We start from the raw sequence: 24,723 nt of genomic DNA, 5'->3' as shown, positions 1-24,723 counted from the left end.
TGAGAGTAGGACGTCGCCAATCAATTAAAGCACGAGTCAATTGACTCGTGCTTTTTTGTATTCTTTTATAAACAATAAATCTTGTGATTAAACAATGAAAATTATGGCTAGGATAATGAGGAGGCAAAAGAGTTGCAAATTTTTTTAATACGTATATAATTAAAGTCAAAGATAGTCAAAGTCAATAAAGGTGGCGGATAAATGAGAAATATATCTGATATCATTGAGCAATATCTAAAGCAAGTTATTGGCTTAAGCAACAATAATGTGATTGAAATTAAGAGAAGTGAGATCGCAGATCGATTTGATTGTGTTCCGTCTCAAATTAATTATGTAATCAATACCCGCTTTACATTGGAAAGAGGATTTGTAGTGGAAAGTAAACGAGGTGGAGGAGGTTACATTCGCATTATCAAAGTCAAATTGCATGACGATATAGACATTATTGATCAAATGTTTCATATGATTGAGCATAGTATTGCACAAGGAAATGCAGAAAGTATTATTATACGCTTAATAGAAGAAGGTATTGTAACAAAGAGGGAAGCTAAACTTATGTTAAGTGTATTAGATCGCTCTGTATTATTAATGGATGCATCTTCTCGAGATCAACTTAGGGCTCGCATATTATGCGCAATGTTAAGGACACTGAAATATAAATAAATATAACTTTTGTTAAGAAATGTTTTTGAGAGTATACAATTCATAATAGTTTTTTACAGACAACATGTATTTCTGCAAAACTGATTAAGTGAAGGGGAAATTTTAGTAATGTATGAAAAGTGTTATGAAATAGATCGTTCCTGTTGTAAAGGTGGGGATAGAGATGACTTGTCAAAACTGTAATATAAGACCAGCGGCCTTACATTATACAAAAGTAGTAAATGGAAAAAAGACGGAAGTTCATCTTTGCGAGCAATGTGCAGAACAAAGTGGCTATACGTCTTTCTTTCAATCATCACAATCTAATTTTTCCTTTCATGACTTATTAGCGGGATTGCTACATGGTGAACCGTCGATGTTTGAACAACAAGAGAATCATTTTACAGATTCAAAGGTTTTAAAATGCCCAGATTGTAAGATGACATATGAACAATTTGCAAAGGTGGGGCGTTTTGGCTGTTCTTCTTGCTATGAGGCATTTGGAGAACAAATAAAGCCAATGTTGAAGCGTCTTCATGGTGGTCATACGCATCATTGTGGAAAAATTCCAGAATATATGGGAGGAAATATCCACTTAAAGAAAGAATTAGATGAACTAAAACTAAGTTTGAAGCAATATGTACAGAAAGAAGAATTTGAAAAAGCGGCTCAAGTCCGTGATCAAATTCGAAGTATCGAAAATCAGCTTAGTGAGCATAGAAAGGGGGAATAATTCTATGTCACTGGATCGTATTATGAATGAAGCAATTAGCCCTTGGATGAAGGGAGATGGCCCTGATTCTGACATTGTTTTAAGCAGTCGTATTCGTTTGGCTCGTAATTTAAAAAATTATCATTTCCCTACTATGCAGACGGATGAAGAAGCTAAGCAGATTACTGAGTTATTTCAACAAAAGTTTGCTAATGAAACAACGGAAACTTTTGTTGGTTTTGAGTTATTGAAGATGAGTGATCTAAAGCCCTTGCAGCGGAGAGTTTTAGTAGAAAAACATTTAATTAGTCCTAACCTTGCAGGGACAGAATTTGGAGCTTGTCTATTATCAGAAAGTGAACATATGAGTGTAATGCTTAATGAAGAAGATCATGTGCGAATTCAATGTCTATTCCCTGGACTACAATTATCTGAGGCGCTTCAAAGTGCAAATCAAATGGATAATAAGATTGAAGAAGTGGTTGAGTATGCTTTTGATGAATCACTTGGCTATATTACCAGTTGTCCTACAAATGTAGGTACGGGGTTAAGAGCTTCTGTAATGATTCATTTACCTGCACTTGTTTTAACGAAGCAAATAAACCGTATTATACAGGCAATTCAAAAATTAGGATTGGTAGTAAGGGGAATATATGGTGAAGGTAGCGAAGCGTTAGGGAATATATTTCAAGTCTCTAATCAGATGACACTAGGAAAGTCAGAAGAAGATATTATAGCAGATTTAAAGAGTGTCATTCATCAACTTATACAGCAAGAAAGATTAGCCCGAGAATTAATTGTGAAAAATTCAAGTATTGAGCTTGAAGATAAGGTGTATCGTTCTTACGGTGTTTTGGCCAATAGTCGTTTAATTGAATCAGCGGAGGCAGCTACTTGCTTATCCGATGTACGACTTGGCATTGATCTTGGTTATATAAAAAATATATCGAGAAATATTTTAACAGAGATAATGGTCCTGACCCAGCCAGGGATTTTACAGCAATATGCAGGTGGTCCTTTAGGGCCAGAGGAAAGAGATTATCGAAGAGCAACGTTAATCCGTGAACGATTACGAATTGAACAAAATTGAGCGCAAGTAGGAGGCGATTTCTATGATGTTTGGAAGATTTACAGAGCGAGCACAGAAAGTATTAGCTTTATCTCAAGAAGAAGCAATTCGCATTGGGCATAATAATATTGGAACAGAACATATTTTACTTGGGCTTGTACGCGAAGGGGAAGGAATTGCAGCTAAAGCGTTAATTGCTCTTGGATTAAGTCCAGAAAAGGTACAAAAGGAAGTAGAAGCATTAATTGGTCGTGGAACAGAGGTATCTCAAACGGTTCATTATACACCTCGTGCCAAAAAGGTAATCGAATTATCTATGGACGAAGCGCGTAAATTAGGTCATTCCTATGTTGGAACAGAACATATTTTACTAGGTTTGATTCGTGAAGGTGAAGGCGTTGCAGCACGTGTTTTAAATAACTTAGGCGTAAGTTTAAATAAAGCAAGACAACAAGTACTACAGCTTCTTGGAAGTAATGAAGCTACTTCAGGTCACCAAGGTGGTTCTTCAACAAATGCGAATACACCAACACTTGATAGCTTAGCGCGTGATTTAACAGTTGTTGCACGTGAAAATCGATTAGACCCTGTTATCGGCCGTAGTAAGGAAATACAACGTGTTATTGAAGTACTGAGCCGTCGAACGAAAAATAATCCAGTGTTAATTGGAGAACCAGGTGTAGGTAAAACAGCAATCGCAGAAGGATTAGCGCAGCAAATCGTAAATAATGAAGTTCCGGAAACATTACGTGATAAGCGTGTTATGACATTAGATATGGGTACTGTTGTTGCTGGTACAAAATATCGCGGTGAGTTTGAAGATCGTTTAAAGAAAGTAATGGATGAGATTCGCCAAGCGGGTAATATCATTTTATTTATTGATGAACTTCATACATTAATTGGTGCAGGTGGTGCAGAGGGTGCAATCGATGCATCTAATATTTTAAAACCATCTTTAGCACGTGGTGAATTACAATGTATTGGAGCTACAACGCTAGATGAGTATCGTAAGTATATTGAAAAAGATGCAGCGTTAGAAAGACGTTTCCAACCAATCCAGGTTGATGAACCGAGTCTAGAAGAGTCTATTCAAATTTTAAAAGGTCTCCGTGACCGCTACGAGGCACATCATCGCGTATCCATTACAGACGATGCAATTGACGCAGCGGTAAAACTTTCAGATCGCTATATTACAGATCGTTTCTTACCTGATAAGGCAATTGATTTAATTGACGAAGCTGCATCAAAAGTTCGTTTGCGTTCATATACAACACCACCAAATTTAAAAGAACTTGAAGTGAAGCTTGAGGAAATTCGTAAAGAAAAAGATGCAGCTGTACAAAGCCAAGAATTTGAAAAGGCCGCTTCTTTACGAGATATGGAACAACGTTTACGTGAAAAATTAGAAGATACAAAACGTCAATGGAAAGAACAGCAAGGAAAAGAAAACTCAGAAGTAACAGTAGAAGATATTGCAAATGTTGTTTCTACATGGACACGTATTCCGGTTTCTAAACTTGCACAAACAGAAACAGATAAATTGCTGAACTTAGAGTCTATTTTACATGATCGTGTAATTGGTCAAGATGAAGCGGTTGTTGCTGTAGCAAAAGCAGTGCGACGTGCAAGAGCGGGGTTAAAAGATCCAAAACGTCCAATTGGTTCATTTATTTTCTTAGGACCGACTGGTGTAGGTAAGACAGAGCTAGCGCGAGCATTAGCAGAATCTATGTTCGGTGATGAGGATGCAATGATTCGTATCGATATGTCTGAGTATATGGAGAAACATTCTACATCTCGTTTAGTTGGATCTCCTCCAGGATATGTTGGGTACGAAGAAGGTGGTCAATTAACAGAAAAAGTTCGTCGCAAACCATACTCTGTTGTTCTATTAGATGAAGTAGAGAAAGCACATCCAGACGTATTTAACATTTTATTACAAGTGTTAGAAGACGGTCGTTTAACAGATTCTAAAGGCCGCACAGTTGATTTCCGAAATACAATTGTTATTATGACTTCTAACGTTGGTGCTGAGGCATTAAAACGTAATAAGCATCTTGGATTTAACGTGCAAGATGAGAGTCGCGACTATTCAGATATGAAAGGTAAAGTAATGGATGAATTGAAAAAGGCATTCCGTCCAGAATTCTTAAACCGCATCGATGAAATCATTGTGTTTCATATGCTTGAGAAAAAACATATTCAAGAAATTGTAACACTCATGGTAAATCAATTAGTGAAACGATTAAAAGAGCAAGAAATCGACTTAGAATTAACAAGTGCAGCAATTGCAGCGATTGCTGATAAAGGATTTGATCGTGAATATGGTGCTCGACCACTTCGTAGGGCAATCCAGAAGCATGTGGAAGATCGATTATCAGAAGAACTTCTAAAAGGAGCAATTGAGAAAGGTCAAAAAGTTATCTTTGATGCAGAAGGAGAATCATTTGTCATTCACAGTGCAGAAAAGGTAAAATAAGTATAGACAAACAAAGAGGGCTATCAGGTAGCCCTCTTTGTTGTACGAGAAGAATTTATGTCTATAGATGAAAGTGAAGTGAAGTATAAAACAAAATGGCTAAAAAGAAAACAAAATTTATATGTCAAGAATGCGGATATCAATCACCAAAATATATGGGGAAATGCCCTGGGTGCGGACAATGGAATACACTTGTTGAAGAAATGGAACAAGTTGTATCATCACGGCGTCTTAACTATGCAAATGCAATTCAAACAGAAGTAACAAAGCCGCGGCGTCTTACAGAAGTGGAAACAAAGTCTGAAGCCCGTATTGAAACGAAATTCCAAGAGTTTAATCGTGTACTAGGTGGAGGGATTGTTGATGGTTCTCTTGTACTGATTGGTGGAGACCCTGGGATTGGGAAATCAACGTTGTTACTACAAATATCATCACAATTAGCAGACTCTTCGTATGATGTACTATATATATCGGGTGAAGAATCAGCGAAGCAAATTAAACTTCGCGCAGATCGTCTCCATGTAAATGGAGGTAATTTATTTGTTGTGTCGGAAACAGATTTGCAGCGAATCGCAGCGCATATTGAGGAAATGAATCCGTCCTTCGTTGTGATTGATTCCATTCAAACGATTTATTTACCAGAAGTGACTTCAGCACCTGGAAGTGTGGCACAAGTACGTGAATGTACAGCAGAACTGATGAAGCTTGCGAAAACGAAAGGGATTCCAATTTTTATTGTAGGGCATGTGACGAAAGAAGGTGCCATTGCAGGGCCACGTATGTTAGAACACATGGTAGATGCGGTCCTTTATTTTGAAGGGGATCGTCATCATACATATCGTATTTTGCGAGCGGTAAAAAACCGGTTTGGCTCTACAAATGAAATGGGTATTTTTGAAATGAAGGAACTTGGTCTTGCAGAAGTATTGAATCCTTCTGAAATTTTTCTAGAAGAAAGGCCTGTTGGAGTTGCAGGATCTACAGTTGTTGCTTCGATGGAAGGAACAAGACCTGTTTTAGTAGAAATACAAGCATTAATCTCTCCTACTAGTTTTGGAAATCCTCGGAGAATGGCTACAGGAATTGATCATAATCGAGTATCACTGATTATGGCAGTGCTAGAAAAAAGGTCTGGTTTATTATTACAAAACCAAGATGCGTATTTAAAGGTTGCTGGTGGTTTGAAATTAGACGAACCAGCAATTGATTTAGCGGTTGCTTTAAGTATCGCTTCAAGTTTTCGAGATAAATCAACTGCACCGACTGACGTGGTGATAGGAGAAGTGGGGTTAACTGGAGAAGTAAGAAGGGTATCAAGAATTGAACAACGTGTACAAGAAGCAGCTAAATTAGGATTTCAACGTGCTATTATCCCACGAAAAAATTTGGGGGGATGGACAATTCCTGATGGGATTGAAGTAGTTGGTGTTTCCAATTTAGGAGAGGCGCTTCGCTTGACATTAGGAGGCTAGGCTATGGAGGAAAACAAGCAACGTGTCAAAAGTATGATTAATATTTTACAGCTTGTTGCACCAGGAACACCGCTGCGTGATGGAATAGATAATGTACTTCGTGCACAGACAGGTGGCTTAATTGTTCTTGGATATAATGAACAAATTAAAAGTATTGTTGATGGAGGATTTCACATTAATTGTGCGTTTTCACCCGCTAGTTTATATGAATTGGCGAAAATGGATGGGGCGCTTATTTTAAATGAGACAGGAAGCAAAATTTTAATTGCAAATGCGCAATTAGTTCCTGAATCATCTATTGATTCTATTGAAACAGGGATGCGTCACCGTACGGCAGAACGTGTAGCAAAACAAACGGGTAGCCTTGTTATTGCTATTTCACAAAGACGTAATGTAATTACGCTATATCAGGGAAGTCTACGTTATACATTAAAGGATATAGGTGTTATTTTAACAAAAGCCAATCAAGCAATTCAAACTTTAGAAAAATATAAGGCAGTATGGAATGATGGTATTACGAATTTGGGCATTCTAGAATTTGAAGAGGTTGTTACGTTGTCCGAAGTAGTTCATGTTTTACATAGCGCTGAAATGGTACTTCGCATTAAGAATGAAATCCTAAGTTATATTCATGAACTAGGAACAGAAGGTAGACTCATTCGTTTACAACTGACAGAATTACTGGCAGATTTGGAAGCAGAAGCGGCATTGTTAATTAAAGACTATTATCAAGAGAAGACGCAAGATCATTATCAAATTTTAAAAAAATTACAGGAACTTGCTAATGCACAGCTTTTAGAAGACAGCGATTTAGTTAAATTGCTTGGTTACCCAGGACAAACGAACTTAGAAGAAAGTGTGACACCGAGAGGGTATCGAATTACAAGTAAAATTTCTAGAGTACCACCCCTTATTATTGAAAATTTAATTAATCGATTTAAAACATTGCAAGGTGTTTGCCGTGCAACGATTAATGAATTAGATGATGTGGAAGGAATTGGAGAAGTTCGAGCGAAGAAAATACGAGAAGGTTTAAAACGAATTCAAGAGCATCTTTATATGAGTAGACACAATTAAGAATATTACATTGATTCTACAATATAACGACACTAGAACATTTTTGGTATATGATATGGTATATTGGTAAATAAAACTATTTATGAAAAAACACGTCCGCTTTTGCATTCGGCGTTTTGAATAGCAAAACAATGGTTAATAATGAGTAGGAGGTGGTTGGATGTTAAAACGGATCGTACAGCTCTTCTTTTTAGTAATCGGGGGAGCGTTGGGGATTTTTCTAATCCCAAAAATTATTGATGTATTGGATATTGGTGCAGTCCCTTTTCTTGAAGGTTCATATGTTCGTGCAATTATTGGTGCAATTATTTTATTTTTAACAACATTTTGGCTTGTAGATTATATTGTTCAGCTTATTAAACACATTGAAGAAGCCCTTGTAAAGGCGCCCGTAGCAGATGTTTTATTTGGTACGTTAGGGTTAATCTCTGGTCTTATTGTTGCATATTTAATTTTGATACCAATTCGTGAATTTACAATTCCAGTCATTAGCACTGTATTACAAATCTTCTTTACACTTTTACTTGGCTATTTAGGTTTCCAAGTAGGATTTAAAAAGAGAAATGAACTGTTAGGATTATTTACATTACCACAGCGCGGTGGTAAGAAGAAAAATAATAATAGCGAAAGTGAAGAAATAGAAACAGAAGAATCTTCTTCACATTGGAAAATCCTTGATACAAGTGTAATTATTGATGGACGCATTGCTGATATTTGCCAAACTAAGTTTTTAGAAGGAACAATTGTCATTCCGCAGTTTGTATTAGAGGAATTGCAACATATTGCTGATTCTTCGGATGCATTAAAGCGTAATCGAGGTCGCAGAGGATTAGATATTTTAAACCGTATTCAAAAAGAGATACCAATTCCGGTAGAGATTTATGAAGGCGATTTCGAAGACATTCAGGAAGTGGACAGCAAGCTTGTGAAATTAGCGAAAGTAACTGGTGGTACTGTTGTCACAAATGATTTTAATTTAAATAAAGTTTCCGAACTACAAGGAGTAACAGTTCTGAACATTAATGATTTAGCAAATGCGATTAAACCGGTTGTGCTACCTGGTGAAGAATTAAGTGTTTACGTTGTTAAAGATGGAAAAGAGCAAAATCAAGGTGTTGCTTACTTAGATGATGGTACGATGATTGTAGTAGAAGACGGTAGGGAGTATGTCGGTTCACAACTTGATGTGCTTGTTACGAGTGTATTACAAACATCTGCTGGCCGCATGATTTTTGCAAAGCGTAAATTATTAGAAAAAGCATTATAAGTAGAGGATTATTAGCATGTATACATTAATTATTCCGGCAGCGGGCCAAGGGAAACGAATGGGTGCTGGTAAAAATAAATTATTTTTGCTTATTGATGAAGTGCCTATTATTGTGCATACATTACGTGCTTTTGAGAAAGATGAAGCATGTGAAAGTATTATTATGGCAATTAATGAAGAAGAACGTTCCTATTTTGAAGAGTTAATGCAGAGATATCCGATTCAAAAAAGTGTGCAGTTTATTCAAGGTGGGGCTGAAAGACAAGATAGTGTATATAATGCACTTCAGCATGTGAAGCAAACTGAGTATGTTCTCGTACATGATGGAGCGCGTCCATTTGTAACAAATAAAATGACCCATGATGTCTTAAATGCAGCGAAGCAAAAAGGTGCTTCCATTTGTGCAGTACCTGTAAAGGATACAGTAAAGAGGGTAGAACAAAATACAGTTGTTGAAACAGTTGAGCGTTCTCACCTTAGAGCTGTACAAACACCGCAAGGATTTTCTGTTGCACTTTTACTAGAAGCGCATCAAAGTGCAAAACAGGGATGTTTTCTTGGCACAGATGATGCAAGTCTTGTAGAACGCATTGGCAAGGAAGTAGGCGTAGTAGAGGGTAGTTATTATAATATTAAAGTAACGACACCAGAAGATTTATTAATCGCTGAAAGTTTCTTGCAGGTTCAGAAGGGATAGCGGCAGTGGTATAATATAAAGAAAAGCTCGGTCACTGCCGGGCTTTTCTTTATAGGGACAGCGATATAATATAGAGTCATAAAGCTTAGTAGTTTAGCTTGAGGAGGATGTAAACAATGTTTCGAATTGGGCAAGGTTTTGATGTACATGAATTTGCAGAAGGTAGACCGCTGATTATCGGTGGGATTACAATTCCATATGAGAAAGGTTTGTTAGGTCACTCAGACGCAGATGTACTTTTGCATACAATTGCTGATGCATGTTTAGGAGCGATTGCTGCAGGTGACATCGGAAAACATTTTCCGGATACAGATCCTGCCTTTAAGGATGCTGATTCGGCGGTATTATTACAAAAGGTTTGGGAATTTGTGCATGAACAAGGCTATGAATTAGGTAACTTAGACTGTACAATTATTGCACAGAAGCCAAAGATGGCACCACATATTGAAAGTATGCGAAAGCGTATTAGTGAGTTGCTAGAAACTTCTATTGACAATATTAATGTAAAGGCAACAACAACAGAAAAATTAGGTTTTACAGGTAGAGAAGAAGGAATTGCTTCTCAAGCAGTGGTCTTATTGCAGAAAAATAATGGTTTTTGATTTGCAAGATGGATAATCGTATTTTTTTGGTGTACAATTATAGAATGTGTTGACATTAAGAATGGAAGGTGTACCAATTATGGAAAAGCAAGTGAGAGTGCGCTATGCGCCAAGTCCAACAGGACACTTACATATCGGAAATGCGCGTACGGCATTATTTAATTATTTATTTGCTCGTCATCAAGATGGCAAGTTTATTATTCGTATTGAAGATACTGATGTAAAACGTAACGTTGCTGGTGGTGAAGAAAGCCAATTAAAATACTTGAAATGGCTCGGCATGGACTGGGATGAGGGTGTTGATGTTGGCGGTGAATATGGACCGTATCGTCAAACAGAACGTTTAGATATTTATAAAAAGTTATATGAAGATTTATTAGAGCGTGGTTTAGCTTATAAATGTTATATGACAGAAGAAGAATTAGAAGCAGAACGTGAGGGACAAATTGCTCGTGGTGAAACACCTCGTTATGCAGGTAATCACCGTGATTTAACAGAAGAACAAATCAAACAATTTGAAGCGGAAGGCCGCATTCCAAGTATTCGTTTCCGTGTACCAGCTGATCGCGACTACACATTTAAAGACATCGTAAAAGATGAAGTTGCTTTCCATTCAAATGACTTTGGTGACTTTGTTATTGTGAAAAAAGATGGCATTCCAACTTATAACTTTGCGGTAGCAGTAGACGATCATTTAATGGAAATTACGCACGTTCTTCGCGGTGATGATCATATTTCTAACACACCAAAACAAATGATGATTTATGAAGCGCTAGGATGGGATATCCCGCAGTTTGGTCATATGACATTAATCGTAAATGAAAGTCGTAAAAAATTAAGTAAACGCGATGAATCTATTATTCAATTTATTGAACAATATCAAGCGCTTGGATATCTTCCAGAAGCAATCTTTAACTTTATCGCATTATTAGGTTGGTCACCAGTAGGAGAAGAAGAAATTTTCTCTAAAGATGAATTTATTGAAATGTTTGATGCAGCTCGTTTATCAAAATCGCCTGCATTATTCGATTCTCAAAAACTAAAATGGATGAACAACCAATATATGAAAAAGCAAGATTTAGATGCTGTTGTGGCATTAAGCTTACCGCATTTAGTGAAAGCTGGTCGTGTAAGTGAAAGCTTAAGCGAACAAGAACAAGCTTGGGTTCGTGATGTAATTGCTTTATACCATGAACAAATGAGCTTTGGAGCTGAAATTGTAGAGCTTTCTGAAATGTTCTTCAAAGATCATGTAGACTATGAAGAAGAAGGACAAGAAGTATTGAAAGGTGAACAAGTACCTGAAGTACTTCGTGCATTCGCAGCGGAATTAGAAGCTTTAGAAGAAGTAGAGCCGGCAGCAATTAAAAAGGCAATTAAGGTTGTTCAAAAGGAAACAGGCCATAAAGGTAAAAACTTATTTATGCCAATTCGTGTTGCAACAACTGGACAAACACATGGCCCAGAACTTCCAAATGCAATTGCGCTTCTTGGAAAAGAGACAGTTTTAAATCGTATTCGTAAAGTAATTGGTTAACATTTAACGAATTTAGAAATATAATAAGAGTACTAAAAAACGAATAAGGAAAAGCGACGAGAAGGAGAAGTAGAAAGTCAGGCTTTTTACAGAGAGAACCACCTTTTGGCTGGAAGTGGTTTATAAGCGGATTTTCGAAATGCCCCTTCGAGTCTTCTGCCCAACAACGAATCATTTCGGGAAACGTCTAATGACGCAAAGTAAGCAGAAGCGGTGTAAACCGTTATCATGGATGAGTTTGAGGCTTTTTTTAGCCTAAACAGAGTGGAACCGCGCTTATAAGGCGTCTCTGTCAATTTGACAGAGGCGTCTTTTTTTATACCATGTAAATGATTATAAGTCTTTATGTATTTGAATAAAGACTGGGGGATAAGTGAGGGAGAAATCAGTTCACTCGGAAAAGCAACCCATAAAGGGGAGGGGACATCGATGTTTAAGAGGCTTCGAGAAGATATTGAAGTCGTTTTTGAACAAGATCCAGCGGCAAGAGGTTATTTCGAAGTCATTTTAACGTATTCTGGATTACATGCAGTTTGGGCACATCGAATTGCACATGCTTTTTATAAAAAGAATTTTTTCTTTATTGCACGTTGGATTTCACAAGTTAGTCGTTTTTTTACTGGTATTGAGATTCATCCAGGAGCAACAATTGGTCGACGCTTTTTCATTGACCATGGTATGGGAGTTGTTATTGGCGAGACATGTGAAATTGGAGATAATGTAACAATTTATCAAGGAGTTACTCTTGGTGGTACGGGGAAAGAAAAAGGGAAAAGGCACCCAACAATTCAAGATAATGTATTAATTGCAACAGGTGCAAAAGTACTTGGATCCATTACCGTTGGAGAAAATTCTAAAATTGGGGCAGGGTCTGTCGTATTAAAAGAAGTTCCTGCACATTCTACAGTTGTAGGTATACCTGGTCGTGTCGTAATTCAAAATGGAGTAAAGATTGGTCAGGAATTAAATCATTCAGATCTTCCAGATCCAATTTTTGATAAATTGAAAGTGATGGAAGCAGAGCTTGAGGCATTAAAGAAGCAACTTGCATTAAAAGTAGAGAGGAAGGATAAAAATGACTATTCACATTTATAATACGTTAACGCGTCAAAAGGAAGCGTTTGTTCCATTGGAAGAAAATAAGGTGAAAATGTATGTGTGCGGTCCTACAGTATACAACTATATCCATATTGGGAATGCAAGACCACCTATGGTATTCGATACAGTACGTCGTTATTTAGAATATAAAGGGTACGATGTACAATATGTTTCTAACTTTACTGATGTAGATGATAAATTAATTAAAGCGGCGAATGAGCTAGGAGAAGATGTTCCAACAATTGCAGATCGCTTTGTTGAAGCGTACTTTGAAGATGTAACGGCGCTAGGTTGCAAACATGCGACAGTTCATCCTCGTGTAACAGAAAATATGGATATCATTATTGAGTTTATTCAGGAACTTGTGAATAAAGGTTATGCATATGAATCTGAAGGTGATGTTTATTACAGAACAAAGGAATTTGAAGGTTACGGTAAATTATCACATCAACCAATTGCAGACCTGCGTCATGGGGCGCGTATTGAAGTTGGAGAAAAGAAACACGATCCACTTGACTTTGCATTATGGAAAGCAGCGAAAGAAGGAGAAATCTTCTGGGAGAGCCCTTGGGGGAAAGGTCGTCCAGGATGGCATATCGAATGCTCGGCAATGGCACGTAAATATTTAGGGGATACAATCGATATTCATGCTGGTGGTCAAGATTTAACATTCCCACATCATGAAAATGAGATTGCACAATCAGAAGCTTTGACTGGAAAAACATTTGCACGTTACTGGATGCATAATGGATATATTAATATTAACAATGAAAAGATGTCTAAGTCATTAGGAAACTTCATTTTAGTTCACGATATTATTAAACAGTATGATCCACAGTTAATCCGATTCTTTATGTTATCTGTACATTATCGTCATCCAATCAACTTTAGTGAAGAGTTATTGCAAAGTACGAATAATGGATTAGAGAGAATTAAAACGGCTTATGGAAACTTAAAACATCGCATGGAAAGCAGTGCGGATTTAACGGACCATAATGAGAAATGGTTAGCTGAAATGGATAAATTCCAAGTGGCATTTGAAGAAGCGATGGATGATGACTTCAATACAGCAAATGCGATAACTGAGTTATATAATTTAGCAAATCATGCGAATCAATATTTATTAGAAGAGCATACGTCAAAAATTGTCATTGAAGCATATGTAAAACAATTTGAAACATTGTTTGGCATTTTAGGTTTAGAATTAGCAAAAGAAGAGTTGCTTGATGAAGAGATTGAAGCACTCATCCAAAAACGTATCGAGGCTCGTAAAAATCGTGATTTTGCATTATCTGATCAAATTCGTGATAATTTAAAAGAGCGTAATATTATTTTAGAAGATACCGCTCAAGGTACAAGATGGAAAAGAGGATAAGTATGATCGATGCAAAGCAATTAAATAGCTTGGCGTTAGCATATATGGGTGATGCGGTATATGAACAATATATCCGCTATCACCTTCTTCAAAAAGGAACGGTTCGTCCTAACCAGCTACATCGTTTAGGGACAAGCTTTGTTTCAGCGAAAGCGCAGGCGAAAGTGGTTTATCATTTATTAGAAACGGCATTCTTAACAGAGGAAGAAGAAGCGGTACTAAGAAGAGGGCGTAATGCAAATTCGGGTACTGTGCCGAAAAATACGGATGTACAAACATATCGTTATAGCACGGCCTTTGAGGCACTGCTTGGTTATCATTATTTATTGAACAATCGAGAAAGATTAGAAGAACTTGTATATAAGGCAATTGATGTTTTAGAAGCGAAGGAAGGGGGCACATCATCATGAGTAGTGAATACATTATTGGACGTAACCCTGTAATTGAAGCGTTACGATCTGGAAGAGATATTAATAAGATTTGGATTGCAGAAGGTGCTGCCAAAGGACAAGTACAAATTGTATTAGCGTTAGCAAAAGAAAATAAAATTATTTTGCAGCATGCACCAAAGAAAAAGTTAGATCAACTTGTTGAAGGGAACCATCAAGGTGTAATTGCGCAAGTGGCGGCATATCAATATGCAGAGTTAGAGGATTTATTTGACGTGGCTGCTAAGCGTAATGAGGATCCTTTCTTCTTAATCTTAGATGAAATTGAGGATCCACATAATTTAGGCTCTATTATGCGTACGGCGGATGCGACTGGGGCTCATGGGATTATTATTCCGAAAAGAAGGGCTGTAGGTCTTACAGCATCAGTTGCAAAAGCTTCTACAGGAGCAATTGAATACATTCCTGTTGTGCGTGTGACAAATTTATCTCGTACAATTGATGAATTGAAGGAACGCGGTCTTTGGATTGCGGGTACAGATGCAAAAGGAAAAACGGATTACCGTAACCTAGATGGTAATATGCCAATCGGATTAGTAATTGGTAGCGAAGGGAAAGGTATGAGCCGTATTATTGGCGAAAAATGTGATTTCCTAATTCACTTACCGATGGTTGGTAAAGTTACATCCTTAAATGCTTCGGTAGCTGCAAGTCTGTTAATGTATGAGGTATATCGTAAACGTCAACAAATCGGTGAGTGAAAATGAACGATATTTTAATCGTTGATGGTTACAACATTATTGGGGCTTGGAGAGACTTAAAAAAATTGAAGGATGTAGATTTACAGGCATCAAGGGACGCGCTAATTGATAAAATGGCGGATTATCAAGGTTACACAGGAACGAGAGTAATAATTGTATTTGATGCTTATACAGTTCACGGTATTGAGAAGAAGATGAAACAATCGCGTGTTGAAGTTATTTTCACAAGGAAAAATCAAACGGCCGATGAAAAAATTGAACAGCTCGCGATTGAGCTTCGTAACATTAATACACAAATTTATGTTGCGACTTCTGATTATACGGAGCAGTGGGTCATCTTTGCGCAAGGAGCACTTAGGAAATCAGCTCGCGAACTAGAGATAGAAGTGCAGGCGATGGAACAACAAGTGCGCCAGCAGACGCAAGTTACAAAAGAGAAACAGCCTACTATGCGAACGATATTTAGTAAAGATATTACAGAAAAATTAGAAAAATTAAGGCGAGGAGAGCGTTGAAACATTGACGCTCTTCAAACGCTTACTGTATAATATTTCTAAATAAATAGCGGTCGGAGGGATCAGAGTGGAAGCAGGCTTCGTAAGTACCAACAACGTTACGTTTCGCGATTTAGAGGATGAGGCGATAGTTGAGTTAGTTCGAAAAGGTAATATTGATGCTCTTGAATATTTAATTCACAAGTATAAGAACTTTGTTCGTGCAAAATCAAGATCGTATTTTTTAGTAGGGGCCGATCGAGAGGATATTGTTCAAGAGGGTATGATTGGATTGTTTAAAGCAATTCGTGATTATAAAGAGGACAAGCTATCTTCTTTTAAAGCATTTGCTGAATTGTGTATTACTCGTCAAATTATTACTGCTATTAAGACAGCAACGAGACAAAAACATATTCCTTTAAATTCGTATGTTTCTTTAGATAAACCGATTTACGATGAGGAATCTGATCGTACGCTATTAGATGTTATTTCGGAAGCAAAGGTGACTGATCCTGAAGAGATGATCATCAGTCAGGAAGAATATACCGACATAGAACTAAAAATATCTGAATTATTAAGCGATTTAGAAAGAAAAGTTCTTTCTTTATATTTGGATGGTCGTTCTTATCAAGAAATCTCAGAGCAACTAAATAGGCATGTGAAATCGATTGATAATGCTCTGCAACGTGTAAAAAGAAAATTGGAACGATATATGGAAATGAGAGAAAATACAACTTTAAACTCATAGTATATGCTGCAGGAGTGAAGTGAATCTCCTGCTTTCTTTTTGTAAGAGAGTAAGCGGCATGTCATTGACATTACCTTTTATTGTATGATACATTTTTAGGGACATAACGTTACAAGGTTGGTGTAACAAATGAGAAAAAAAGTTGTACTCTCATGTGAAGAGTGTAAAAATCGAAACTACTCTACAATGAAAGATACGAGCTCAGTGGAGCGACTTGAGATAAAGAAGTTTTGTAAAACATGCAATCAGCATACAGTTCATAAGGAAACAAAATAAATAATCGAAATAATACACTGGAGGTCCCGTAAATGCGTTTGACGAACTTTTTCGGCGATGTAGGTCGCGAAATGAAAAAAGTAAGTTGGCCTAAGAAAGACGAATTACTCCGTTCAACAACTACTGTTATTGCAACAGTTGTATTCTTTGCGATTTTCTTCGCAGTGGTTGATATGGGTATTTCTTCTTTAATTCGGTTAATTCTTGAATAAGAAGTACTTATCCATGATATAATGTTATTTATACGAACTGTGTAAAAGCCCGGTGAACGGGTTTTTTCATTTGCACAAAAAAATGTACGTCAGGGAGGGAAGGACGCTCGTCCTAAATGAATGGAAAAAAGTTGGTATGTTGTCCATACTTATTCTGGATATGAAAATAAAGTAAAAGCAAACCTAGAGAAACGTGTAGAATCAATGGGAATGCAAGATAAAATTTTCCGTGTTGTTGTCCCAGAAGAAGTAGAAGTAGAAATGAAAAACGGAAAAGAAAAATTAACAAAAAGAAAAGTATTCCCAGGTTATGTGTTAGTTGAACTAATTATGACTGACGATTCTTGGTATGTTGTCCGTAATACACCAGGCGTGACAGGTTTTGTTGGATCTTCTGGATCAGGTTCAAAACCATCTCCTCTATTAGAAGAGGAAGTTGTTACCATTATGAAGCATATGGGAATGGACAATGAAGTTGTTGATTTTGACTTTGAACTTCATGAAACAGTGCGTGTAAATGAAGGTCCGTTCGCAAACTATACAGGTGCAATCGAAGAAATTGATATGGAAAAACAAAAAGTACGAGTGCTTGTAGATATGTTTGGTCGTGAAACACCGGTCGAGCTGGACTTCCATCAAATTGAAAAATTATAAAATGAAACTTGAAATGAATTGTAAAAAGTGATAATATCTTTTAAGTCAGTACGTCTTCGGTAACGGAGACGTTTTTTGAAAAAGATTTTATCGTTATAGATAAAATATGAAGTGGGAGGACAAATCATTGTCCAATTGACCACATCACGGACTTAAGGAGGTGTGTCTCGTGGCTAAAAAGGTAATTAAAATGGTAAAACTTCAAATTCCTGCAGGTAAAGCTAACCCAGCTCCACCAGTTGGTCCAGCATTAGGACAAGCGGGTGTTAACATCATGGGCTTCTGTAAAGAGTTCAACGCTCGTACAGCAGATCAAGCTGGTCTTATCATTCCTGTTGAAATTACGGTATTCGAAGACCGTTCATTCACTTTCATTACTAAAACTCCTCCTGCTGCTGTTCTTCTTAAGAAAGTAGCTGGTATCGAGTCTGGTTCTGGTGAACCAAATCGTAATAAAGTGGCAACTGTTAAGCGTGATAAAGTACGCGAAATCGCTGAAACTAAAATGCCTGACCTTAACGCTGCTAGCGTAGAAGCTGCAATGCGTATGGTTGAAGGTACTGCACGCAGTATGGGCATCGTTATCGAAGACTAATTCGATTTGTTTTTTGTAAAGAAGGTTGCGGGTCTGGAATTCCAATTCGCAACCTTTATTATCGTAAATGAGTATCGTTTTTAAATAAATGGATGGGCGCGCATCCTCGGGGTTTTCCCGGAATGAAGGCGTAAACGTGGGAGGTTATTCCGCTAAAACCACATTCAAGGAGGAAATAAACATGGCTAAAAGAGGTAAAAAGTACGTAGAAGCTGCGAAGCTTGTTGATCGTGCAACTGCTTACTCTGCAACAGAAGCAGTAGAATTAGTAAAGAAAACAAACACAGCTAAATTTGATGCAACTGTAGAAGCTGCATTCCGTTTAGGTGTTGATCCTAAGAAAGCTGACCAACAAATTCGTGGTGCAGTTGTTCTTCCGCACGGTACTGGTAAAGTACAACGTGTATTAGTATTCGCTAAAGGTGAAAAAGCAAAAGAAGCTGAAGCTGCTGGTGCTGACTTCGTAGGCGATACTGATTACATCGGTAAAATCCAACAAGGTTGGTTCGATTTCGATGTAGTAGTAGCAACTCCAGACATGATGGGTGAAGTTGGTAAACTTGGTCGCGTATTAGGACCTAAAGGTTTAATGCCAAACCCTAAAACTGGAACAGTTACTTTCGATGTAACAAAAGCTGTTAACGAAATCAAAGCTGGTAAAGTTGAATACCGCGTTGATAAAGCTGGTAACATCCATGTTCCAATCGGTAAAGTATCTTTCGAAGATGCAAAATTAGTAGAAAACTTCAAAACAATTGCTGACACGCTATTAAAAGCTAAGCCAGCTGCTGCAAAAGGTACTTACATGAAGAACGCAACTGTTGCTTCTACAATGGGACCTGGCGTACGTGTAGACGTTTCTACAATCGCGTAAAAATTGGAAGTTGACTTCATAAAGAAGTTTTAATATAATCATTTATGTTGTGAATTTAAATAGTGTACCGTAGACAGTAGGTGCCAATTTGGCTTAATTTCCTACCTAGGTGTTAATATACGAAACGGAATTTTTTTCTGTGACTATATGCCTCCATGTCTACAACTGGGCATGGAGGTTTTTTAGTGCACTTTCGGTACATCTTCTATATAATCTACAGGAGGTGTAATAACATGAGCAAAGCAATCGAAACTAAACAACAAGTTGTGACTGAAATCGCTGAAAAACTTCGCGAAAGTAAATCTACAATCGTTGTTGACTACCGTGGTTTAACAGTATCTGAAGCAACAGAATTACGTAAAAACTTACGTGAAGCTGGCGTTGAGTTCAAAGTTTACAAAAACTCTTTAACTCGTCGTGCTGCAGAATCTGTTGAAATGGCTGAGTTAAACGAATTCTTAACAGGACCAAACGCAATCGCGTTCAGTAACGAGGATGTAGTTGCTCCTGCGAAAGTATTAAATGACTTCGCTAAAGATCATGAAGCTTTAGAAATTAAAGCGGGCGTAATCGAAGGTAAACTTGTAACACTTGATGAAGTTAAAGCTATCGCTACTCTTCCATCTCGTGAAGGCTTACTTTCTATGCTTCTTAGCGTTCTTCAAGCTCCAATCCGTAACCTGGCACTTGCTACTAAAGCAGTTGCAGATCAAAAGGAAGAGCAAGGCGCTTAATTTTTTAAAAGATAATTACGTGTTATCGATAAAACAATACAAACCTATTTAAGGGAGGATATTTACAATGACTAAAGAACAAATCATTGAAGCAGTTAAATCTATGACTGTATTAGAACTTAACGACTTAGTAAAAGCTATCGAGGAAGAATTCGGCGTAACTGCTGCTGCTCCTGTAGCTGTTGCTGGTGGCGCTGGAGAAGCTGCTGCTGAGAAAACTGAATTTGATGTGGAACTAACTAGCGCTGGTGCACAAAAAATCAAAGTTATCAAAGTTGTTCGTGAAATCACTGGTCTTGGCTTAAAAGAAGCTAAAGAATTAGTTGACAACACTCCAAAAGTAATCAAAGAAGCTGCTGCTAAAGAAGAAGCTGAAGAAATCAAAGCTAAACTTGAAGAAGTTGGCGCTGCTGTAGAAGTTAAGTAATTAACTTTTGATGCTTTAAAAAAAGCTCGCTCTCATGCGAGCTTTTTTTTTAACTGTAAAGAAAAGAGGTGGCCATATGGCAGACCATTATTTTTCTAACGACCCTTCGAGCAAAAGTGATCGTAAACGGTGGGAATATACATTGAGAGGATCGCGGTTTGTTTTTTTATCTGACCATGGGGTGTTTTCGAAAAACGAGGTGGACTTTGGTTCTCGTCTTTTAATTGAAGCGTTTCAAATGCCGGATATCAAAGGCGATGTATTAGATGTCGGATGTGGATACGGTCCAATCGGCTTATCATTGGCGAAAGAGTTTCAGGAGCGTAGTGTTCACATGGTGGATGTGAATGAAAGGGCACTTGGGCTTGCGAAAGAAAATGCGGTTAATAACAAAGTTGAAAACGTTCGTATTTTTCAAAGTAGCGTCTATGAAAATGTAGATGGCAAGTATGCTGCTATTCTATCTAATCCGCCGATTCGTGCTGGTAAGCATATCGTACATGAGATTTTAGAAGAAGCTGCCCATCATCTAGTACCGGGTGGAGAACTTTGGATTGTTATTCAAAAGAAACAAGGTGCACCATCTGCACTTAAAAAACTAGAGGAAACATTTTCTGAAGTCGAAGTTGTAGAAAAGAAAAAAGGATATTATATCATAAAATCAAAAAAACGTTGACGGTTTTTTTTGGCTATGTTACCATTATAAAATGCCAATATATGATTTTCTGCGTTGAGAAAGATGTATATTTTTGCTTCTCTTGGAAAAGATAGTAAAATCAGCAGATTATGAAACAGAATGATGGTTTTCTTATAGAAGCCATTTTTCTTTTTTGAACAGGTAGAAAGACTCAACGTATCTATCTTTGAGAGAAAAAGCTACGCTACTAGCGTTAGCTGTATTTATTTGTGATTTTGCACAATTTTTTTGTGCATTTATAATACTCATGATTTGAGGGGTGAAGCAGTTGACAGGTCAACTAGTTCAATACGGACGCCACCGCCAACGAAGAAGTTATGCCCGTATTAGTGAAGTATTAGAGTTACCAAATCTTATCGAAATTCAAACCTCTTCTTATCAGTGGTTTCTTGATGAGGGTTTGCGAGAAATGTTCCAAGACATTTCTCCGATTGAAGACTTTACGGGAAATCTATCGCTTGAATTTATCGACTACAGTTTAGGTGAACCGAAATACTCTGTAGAAGAATGCAAAGAGCGTGATGTGACGTACGCAGCACCACTTCGTGTGAAAGTTCGTCTAATCAACAAAGAAACTGGTGAAGTAAAAGAACAAGATGTGTTCATGGGAGATTTCCCACTCATGACAGAGACTGGAACATTCGTAATTAACGGTGCAGAACGTGTTATCGTTTCCCAGTTAGTTCGCTCTCCAAGCGTATACTATAGTGGCAAAGTGGATAAAAACGGAAAGCGTGGTTTTACTGCTACTGTAATTCCAAACCGCGGAGCTTGGTTAGAGTATGAAACAGATGCTAAGGATGTTGTATATGTGCGTATCGACCGTACGCGTAAACTTCCTGTAACTGTTTTGTTACGCGCATTAGGGTTTGGCTCTGATCAAGAAATCACCGAGCTTTTAGGTGATAACGAATACTTAAGCAATACGCTAGAAAAAGACAACACAGACAGCACAGAAAAAGCATTGCTTGAAATTTATGAGCGTCTACGTCCAGGTGAACCACCAACAGTAGAAAATGCAAAAAGCTTGCTTGTTTCGCGTTTCTTTGATCCAAAGCGCTATGATTTAGCAAATGTAGGTCGCTATAAGATCAACAAAAAGCTACACATTAAAAACAGATTGTTTAACCAACGCTTAGCTGAAACATTAGTAGATCCAGAAACTGGAGAGATTTTAGCGGCAGAAGGAACAGTCTTAGATCGCCGTACACTAGATCGCATTTTACCTTACTTAGAGAAAAACATTGGATTCAAAACAGCGAAACCAATGGGTGGAGTGGTAGAAGGCGATGTTGAGCTGCAATCTATTAAGATTTATGCTCCAGAGTCAGACGGTGAACGTTCTATCAATGTAATTGGGAATGCAAACATCACTCGTGACATAAAACACATCACACCAGGTGATATTCTTGCTTCTATTAGTTACTTCTTTAACCTGCTATACAAAGTAGGGGATACAGATGATATTGACCATTTAGGAAATCGTCGTCTGCGTTCTGTAGGGGAACTATTACAAAACCAATTCCGTATCGGTCTTTCTCGTATGGAACGTGTTGTTCGTGAGAGAATGTCGATCCAGGATACAAATGCAATTACACCGCAGGCGTTAATTAACATTCGTCCGGTTATTGCATCTATTAAAGAGTTCTTCGGAAGTTCTCAGTTATCTCAGTTCATGGATCAAACGAATCCATTAGCAGAGTTAACACATAAACGAAGACTATCTGCATTAGGACCCGGTGGTTTAACACGTGAGCGTGCAGGCTTTGAAGTACGTGACGTTCACTATTCTCACTATGGTCGTATGTGTCCGATTGAAACGCCAGAGGGACCAAACATCGGTTTGATTAACTCGTTATCTTCCTTCGCGAAAGTAAATGAGTTTGGTTTCATTGAAACACCATACCGTCGTGTTGATCCAGAAACTGGTCGTGTAACGGGCCATGTTGATTACTTAACAGCAGATGAAGAAGATAATTATGTTGTAGCCCAAGCGAACATGAAGTTATCTGAAGAAGGAGAATTCCTTGATGAAGATATCGTAGCTCGTTTCCGTGGTGAAAACATTGTCACAAATAAAGAACGTATCGACTACATGGATGTATCTCCAAAACAAGTAGTGTCCGCAGCGACAGCTTGTATTCCGTTCTTAGAAAACGATGACTCCAACCGTGCACTTATGGGTGCGAACATGCAACGTCAGGCGGTTCCGTTAATGAATCCGGAATCTCCGATTGTAGGTACAGGTATGGAGTACGTATCAGCAAAAGACTCAGGTGCTGCAGTAATTTGTAAACACCCTGGTGTTGTTGAACGCGTAGAAGCACGTGAAGTTTGGGTACGTCGCTATGTAGAAGTTGACGGTCAAAAAGTAAAAGGCGATTTAGATCGTTACAAAATGTTGAAATTCATTCGTTCTAACCAAGGAACATGTTACAACCAACGTCCAATCGTAAGTGTTGGCGATCAAGTTGTAAAAGGTGAAATCCTTGCGGATGGTCCTTCTATGGAAAAAGGTGAACTAGCACTTGGACGTAACGTGCTTGTTGGCTTTATGACATGGGACGGTTATAACTACGAGGATGCGATCATTATGAGTGAGCGCCTTGTAAAGGATGATGTGTACACTTCTATCCATATTGAAGAATATGAATCAGAAGCTCGTGATACGAAGCTTGGACCAGAAGAAATCACACGTGATATTCCGAACGTTGGGGAAGATGCACTTCGCAACCTTGACGAGCGCGGTATTATTCGTGTCGGTGCTGAAGTAAAAGACGGGGATCTACTTGTTGGTAAAGTAACACCAAAAGGTGTAACAGAATTAACAGCAGAAGAACGTTTATTACATGCAATCTTCGGTGAGAAAGCGCGTGAAGTACGTGATACATCACTACGTGTACCACATGGTGGTGGCGGTATTATCTTAGACGTAAAAGTATTTAACCGTGAAGATGGCGATGAGTTGCCACCAGGTGTAAATCAACTTGTACGTGCATATATCGTTCAAAAACGTAAAATTTCTGAAGGTGACAAGATGGCCGGTCGTCACGGTAACAAAGGTGTTATCTCCCGTATTTTACCGGAAGAAGATATGCCGTACTTACCAGATGGCACACCAATCGATATCATGTTGAACCCATTAGGGGTACCATCTCGTATGAATATCGGTCAGGTATTAGAGCTTCACCTTGGTATGGCAGCAAGATACCTTGGCATCCATGTTGCAACACCAGTATTCGATGGTGCTCGTGAGGAAGATGTATGGGGCACAATTGAGGAAGCTGGTATGGCGAATGACGCGAAGACGATTCTATATGATGGACGTTCTGGTGAACCATTCGACAACCGTGTATCAGTTGGTGTCATGTACATGATTAAACTTGCGCACATGGTTGACGATAAACTTCATGCTCGTTCTACTGGACCATACTCACTTGTAACGCAACAACCTCTTGGAGGTAAAGCACAGTTCGGTGGACAACGTTTCGGTGAGATGGAGGTTTGGGCACTTGAAGCTTACGGTGCTGCTTATACTCTTCAAGAAATCTTAACAGTGAAGTCTGACGATGTTGTCGGCCGCGTTAAGACATACGAAGCAATTGTTAAAGGCGAAAATGTTCCAGAACCAGGCGTTCCAGAATCATTCAAAGTATTGATTAAAGAACTGCAAAGTTTAGGTATGGACGTTAAAATGATGTCTAGCGACGATACAGAAATTGAAATGCGTGATACGGAAGATGATGAACAGCAATCCGCAGACAAATTAAATATCGAAGTTGAGGCAACTAAGGAATAATTGGGATAACCTGTAGACTAAAAGGGAGGTAGGCCC

The 24,723-nt window shown here is 38.0% G+C and carries 25 protein-coding genes and 2 other annotated features; all 25 genes read left to right on the top strand.

From position 1 onward, the window contains the following. Positions 1-201 precede the first annotated feature (201 nt). The 25 genes from COO03_RS20750 to rpoB all read left to right on the top strand — a co-directional run bounded on the left by COO03_RS20750 (position 202) and on the right by rpoB (position 24,687). Positions 202-663: a CtsR family transcriptional regulator gene (locus tag COO03_RS20750; protein WP_097898959.1), complete on the top strand. Its 462-nt coding sequence runs from the start codon at positions 202-204 to the stop codon at positions 661-663. Between the two features lie 163 nt (positions 664-826). Then, a complete protein-coding gene (locus tag COO03_RS20745; protein WP_097898958.1) occupies positions 827-1,375 on the top strand; it encodes a UvrB/UvrC motif-containing protein in 549 nt (182 codons plus the stop codon). A gap of 4 nt (positions 1,376-1,379) precedes the next feature. Further along, entirely contained in the window at positions 1,380-2,444 is a 1,065-nt protein-coding gene (locus COO03_RS20740; RefSeq protein ID WP_097898957.1) for a protein arginine kinase, read from the top strand. A 22-nt stretch (positions 2,445-2,466) separates the two neighbouring features. After that, entirely contained in the window at positions 2,467-4,902 is a 2,436-nt protein-coding gene (clpC, locus tag COO03_RS20735; protein ID WP_097898956.1) for an ATP-dependent protease ATP-binding subunit ClpC, read from the top strand. A gap of 95 nt (positions 4,903-4,997) precedes the next feature. Further along, positions 4,998-6,374, top strand: coding sequence for a DNA repair protein RadA (gene radA, locus COO03_RS20730; RefSeq protein WP_097898955.1), 1,377 nt, complete (start codon positions 4,998-5,000; stop codon positions 6,372-6,374). 3 nt (positions 6,375-6,377) lie between these two features. Then, complete coding sequence (disA, locus tag COO03_RS20725) at positions 6,378-7,451, top strand: DNA integrity scanning diadenylate cyclase DisA (protein ID WP_097898954.1); 1,074 nt, start codon at positions 6,378-6,380, stop codon at positions 7,449-7,451. A 160-nt stretch (positions 7,452-7,611) separates the two neighbouring features. After that, positions 7,612-8,718 carry a PIN/TRAM domain-containing protein gene (locus COO03_RS20720; protein WP_097898953.1) on the top strand — a complete coding sequence of 369 codons (1,107 nt, stop codon included), beginning with the start codon at positions 7,612-7,614 and terminating at the stop codon, positions 8,716-8,718. Positions 8,719-8,734: 16 nt separating this feature from the next. Beyond that, positions 8,735-9,415: a 2-C-methyl-D-erythritol 4-phosphate cytidylyltransferase gene (gene ispD / locus COO03_RS20715; RefSeq protein WP_097898952.1), complete on the top strand. Its 681-nt coding sequence runs from the start codon at positions 8,735-8,737 to the stop codon at positions 9,413-9,415. A gap of 116 nt (positions 9,416-9,531) precedes the next feature. Continuing rightward, positions 9,532-10,017 (top strand): 2-C-methyl-D-erythritol 2,4-cyclodiphosphate synthase, encoded by a 486-nt coding sequence (ispF, locus tag COO03_RS20710; protein ID WP_097898951.1) that lies wholly within the window; start codon positions 9,532-9,534, stop codon positions 10,015-10,017. 79 nt (positions 10,018-10,096) lie between these two features. Then, positions 10,097-11,554 (top strand): glutamate--tRNA ligase, encoded by a 1,458-nt coding sequence (gene gltX, locus COO03_RS20705; RefSeq protein WP_097898950.1) that lies wholly within the window; start codon positions 10,097-10,099, stop codon positions 11,552-11,554. Between the two features lie 47 nt (positions 11,555-11,601). Continuing rightward, positions 11,602-11,848 (top strand) — a binding site (T-box leader). Positions 11,849-11,983: 135 nt separating this feature from the next. After that, a complete protein-coding gene (gene cysE / locus COO03_RS20700; protein WP_097898949.1) occupies positions 11,984-12,649 on the top strand; it encodes a serine O-acetyltransferase in 666 nt (221 codons plus the stop codon). After that, positions 12,630-14,027 (top strand): cysteine--tRNA ligase, encoded by a 1,398-nt coding sequence (gene cysS, locus COO03_RS20695; RefSeq protein ID WP_097898948.1) that lies wholly within the window; start codon positions 12,630-12,632, stop codon positions 14,025-14,027. Before cysE ends, cysS begins: the two co-directional genes overlap by 20 nt. Positions 14,028-14,029: 2 nt before the next feature. Further along, entirely contained in the window at positions 14,030-14,437 is a 408-nt protein-coding gene (locus COO03_RS20690; protein ID WP_097898947.1) for a Mini-ribonuclease 3, read from the top strand. Further along, on the top strand, positions 14,434-15,177 hold the full coding sequence (gene rlmB / locus COO03_RS20685) for a 23S rRNA (guanosine(2251)-2'-O)-methyltransferase RlmB (RefSeq protein ID WP_097898946.1): 744 nt from the start codon (positions 14,434-14,436) through the stop codon (positions 15,175-15,177). The genes COO03_RS20690 and rlmB overlap by 4 nt, the downstream gene beginning before the upstream one ends. Positions 15,178-15,179: 2 nt before the next feature. Next, on the top strand, positions 15,180-15,692 hold the full coding sequence (locus COO03_RS20680; RefSeq protein ID WP_097898945.1) for an NYN domain-containing protein: 513 nt from the start codon (positions 15,180-15,182) through the stop codon (positions 15,690-15,692). A 67-nt stretch (positions 15,693-15,759) separates the two neighbouring features. Continuing rightward, positions 15,760-16,419, top strand: a complete 660-nt coding sequence (locus COO03_RS20675; RefSeq protein ID WP_097898944.1) for an RNA polymerase factor sigma-70 — start codon at positions 15,760-15,762, stop codon at positions 16,417-16,419. 129 nt (positions 16,420-16,548) lie between these two features. Beyond that, positions 16,549-16,695, top strand: a complete 147-nt coding sequence (rpmG, locus tag COO03_RS20670) for a 50S ribosomal protein L33 (protein ID WP_002070160.1) — start codon at positions 16,549-16,551, stop codon at positions 16,693-16,695. Between the two features lie 32 nt (positions 16,696-16,727). Beyond that, a complete protein-coding gene (secE, locus tag COO03_RS20665; RefSeq protein WP_097898943.1) occupies positions 16,728-16,907 on the top strand; it encodes a preprotein translocase subunit SecE in 180 nt (59 codons plus the stop codon). Between the two features lie 120 nt (positions 16,908-17,027). Next, a complete protein-coding gene (nusG, locus tag COO03_RS20660; RefSeq protein ID WP_000415795.1) occupies positions 17,028-17,561 on the top strand; it encodes a transcription termination/antitermination protein NusG in 534 nt (177 codons plus the stop codon). Between the two features lie 169 nt (positions 17,562-17,730). Next, positions 17,731-18,156: a 50S ribosomal protein L11 gene (gene rplK / locus COO03_RS20655; RefSeq protein ID WP_001085872.1), complete on the top strand. Its 426-nt coding sequence runs from the start codon at positions 17,731-17,733 to the stop codon at positions 18,154-18,156. Positions 18,157-18,337: 181 nt separating this feature from the next. Further along, positions 18,338-19,030: a 50S ribosomal protein L1 gene (gene rplA / locus COO03_RS20650; protein WP_003205496.1), complete on the top strand. Its 693-nt coding sequence runs from the start codon at positions 18,338-18,340 to the stop codon at positions 19,028-19,030. 49 nt (positions 19,031-19,079) lie between these two features. After that, positions 19,080-19,223 (top strand) — a sequence feature (ribosomal protein L10 leader region). Positions 19,224-19,263: 40 nt separating this feature from the next. Next, positions 19,264-19,764, top strand: a complete 501-nt coding sequence (gene rplJ, locus COO03_RS20645) for a 50S ribosomal protein L10 (protein ID WP_097898942.1) — start codon at positions 19,264-19,266, stop codon at positions 19,762-19,764. A 67-nt stretch (positions 19,765-19,831) separates the two neighbouring features. Continuing rightward, a complete protein-coding gene (rplL, locus tag COO03_RS20640; RefSeq protein ID WP_000159736.1) occupies positions 19,832-20,191 on the top strand; it encodes a 50S ribosomal protein L7/L12 in 360 nt (119 codons plus the stop codon). Positions 20,192-20,267: 76 nt separating this feature from the next. Continuing rightward, positions 20,268-20,867: a class I SAM-dependent methyltransferase gene (locus COO03_RS20635; RefSeq protein ID WP_097898941.1), complete on the top strand. Its 600-nt coding sequence runs from the start codon at positions 20,268-20,270 to the stop codon at positions 20,865-20,867. A 289-nt stretch (positions 20,868-21,156) separates the two neighbouring features. Next, positions 21,157-24,687 carry a DNA-directed RNA polymerase subunit beta gene (gene rpoB / locus COO03_RS20630; protein WP_097898940.1) on the top strand — a complete coding sequence of 1,177 codons (3,531 nt, stop codon included), beginning with the start codon at positions 21,157-21,159 and terminating at the stop codon, positions 24,685-24,687. Positions 24,688-24,723: the final 36 nt, after the last annotated feature.

It is taken from the genome of Bacillus sp. AFS098217 (assembly GCF_002551815.1).
Lineage (GTDB): Bacteria > Bacillota > Bacilli > Bacillales > Bacillaceae_G > Bacillus_A.
This window is presented reverse-complemented; position numbering and strand designations above follow the sequence as displayed.

What these genes read in the sequence shown, in the direction of transcription:
- ispD (WP_097898952.1), top strand. Translation starts at nt 8,735, where the DNA reads ATGTATACATTAATTATTCCGGCAGCGGGCCAAGGGAAACGAATGGGT.
- COO03_RS20740 (WP_097898957.1), top strand. Translation starts at nt 1,380, where the DNA reads ATGTCACTGGATCGTATTATGAATGAAGCAATTAGCCCTTGGATGAAG.
- COO03_RS20680 (WP_097898945.1), top strand. Translation starts at nt 15,180, where the DNA reads ATGAACGATATTTTAATCGTTGATGGTTACAACATTATTGGGGCTTGG.
- clpC (WP_097898956.1), top strand. Translation starts at nt 2,467, where the DNA reads ATGATGTTTGGAAGATTTACAGAGCGAGCACAGAAAGTATTAGCTTTA.
- cysS (WP_097898948.1), top strand. Translation starts at nt 12,630, where the DNA reads ATGACTATTCACATTTATAATACGTTAACGCGTCAAAAGGAAGCGTTT.
- COO03_RS20750 (WP_097898959.1), top strand. Translation starts at nt 202, where the DNA reads ATGAGAAATATATCTGATATCATTGAGCAATATCTAAAGCAAGTTATT.
- COO03_RS20745 (WP_097898958.1), top strand. Translation starts at nt 827, where the DNA reads ATGACTTGTCAAAACTGTAATATAAGACCAGCGGCCTTACATTATACA.
- disA (WP_097898954.1), top strand. Translation starts at nt 6,378, where the DNA reads ATGGAGGAAAACAAGCAACGTGTCAAAAGTATGATTAATATTTTACAG.
- secE (WP_097898943.1), top strand. Translation starts at nt 16,728, where the DNA reads ATGCGTTTGACGAACTTTTTCGGCGATGTAGGTCGCGAAATGAAAAAA.
- cysE (WP_097898949.1), top strand. Translation starts at nt 11,984, where the DNA reads ATGTTTAAGAGGCTTCGAGAAGATATTGAAGTCGTTTTTGAACAAGAT.
- COO03_RS20720 (WP_097898953.1), top strand. Translation starts at nt 7,612, where the DNA reads ATGTTAAAACGGATCGTACAGCTCTTCTTTTTAGTAATCGGGGGAGCG.
- radA (WP_097898955.1), top strand. Translation starts at nt 4,998, where the DNA reads ATGGCTAAAAAGAAAACAAAATTTATATGTCAAGAATGCGGATATCAA.
- rplA (WP_003205496.1), top strand. Translation starts at nt 18,338, where the DNA reads ATGGCTAAAAGAGGTAAAAAGTACGTAGAAGCTGCGAAGCTTGTTGAT.
- nusG (WP_000415795.1), top strand. Translation starts at nt 17,028, where the DNA reads ATGGAAAAAAGTTGGTATGTTGTCCATACTTATTCTGGATATGAAAAT.
- rplL (WP_000159736.1), top strand. Translation starts at nt 19,832, where the DNA reads ATGACTAAAGAACAAATCATTGAAGCAGTTAAATCTATGACTGTATTA.
- COO03_RS20635 (WP_097898941.1), top strand. Translation starts at nt 20,268, where the DNA reads ATGGCAGACCATTATTTTTCTAACGACCCTTCGAGCAAAAGTGATCGT.
- rplJ (WP_097898942.1), top strand. Translation starts at nt 19,264, where the DNA reads ATGAGCAAAGCAATCGAAACTAAACAACAAGTTGTGACTGAAATCGCT.
- gltX (WP_097898950.1), top strand. Translation starts at nt 10,097, where the DNA reads ATGGAAAAGCAAGTGAGAGTGCGCTATGCGCCAAGTCCAACAGGACAC.
- rlmB (WP_097898946.1), top strand. Translation starts at nt 14,434, where the DNA reads ATGAGTAGTGAATACATTATTGGACGTAACCCTGTAATTGAAGCGTTA.
- rpmG (WP_002070160.1), top strand. Translation starts at nt 16,549, where the DNA reads ATGAGAAAAAAAGTTGTACTCTCATGTGAAGAGTGTAAAAATCGAAAC.
- COO03_RS20690 (WP_097898947.1), top strand. Translation starts at nt 14,030, where the DNA reads ATGATCGATGCAAAGCAATTAAATAGCTTGGCGTTAGCATATATGGGT.
- ispF (WP_097898951.1), top strand. Translation starts at nt 9,532, where the DNA reads ATGTTTCGAATTGGGCAAGGTTTTGATGTACATGAATTTGCAGAAGGT.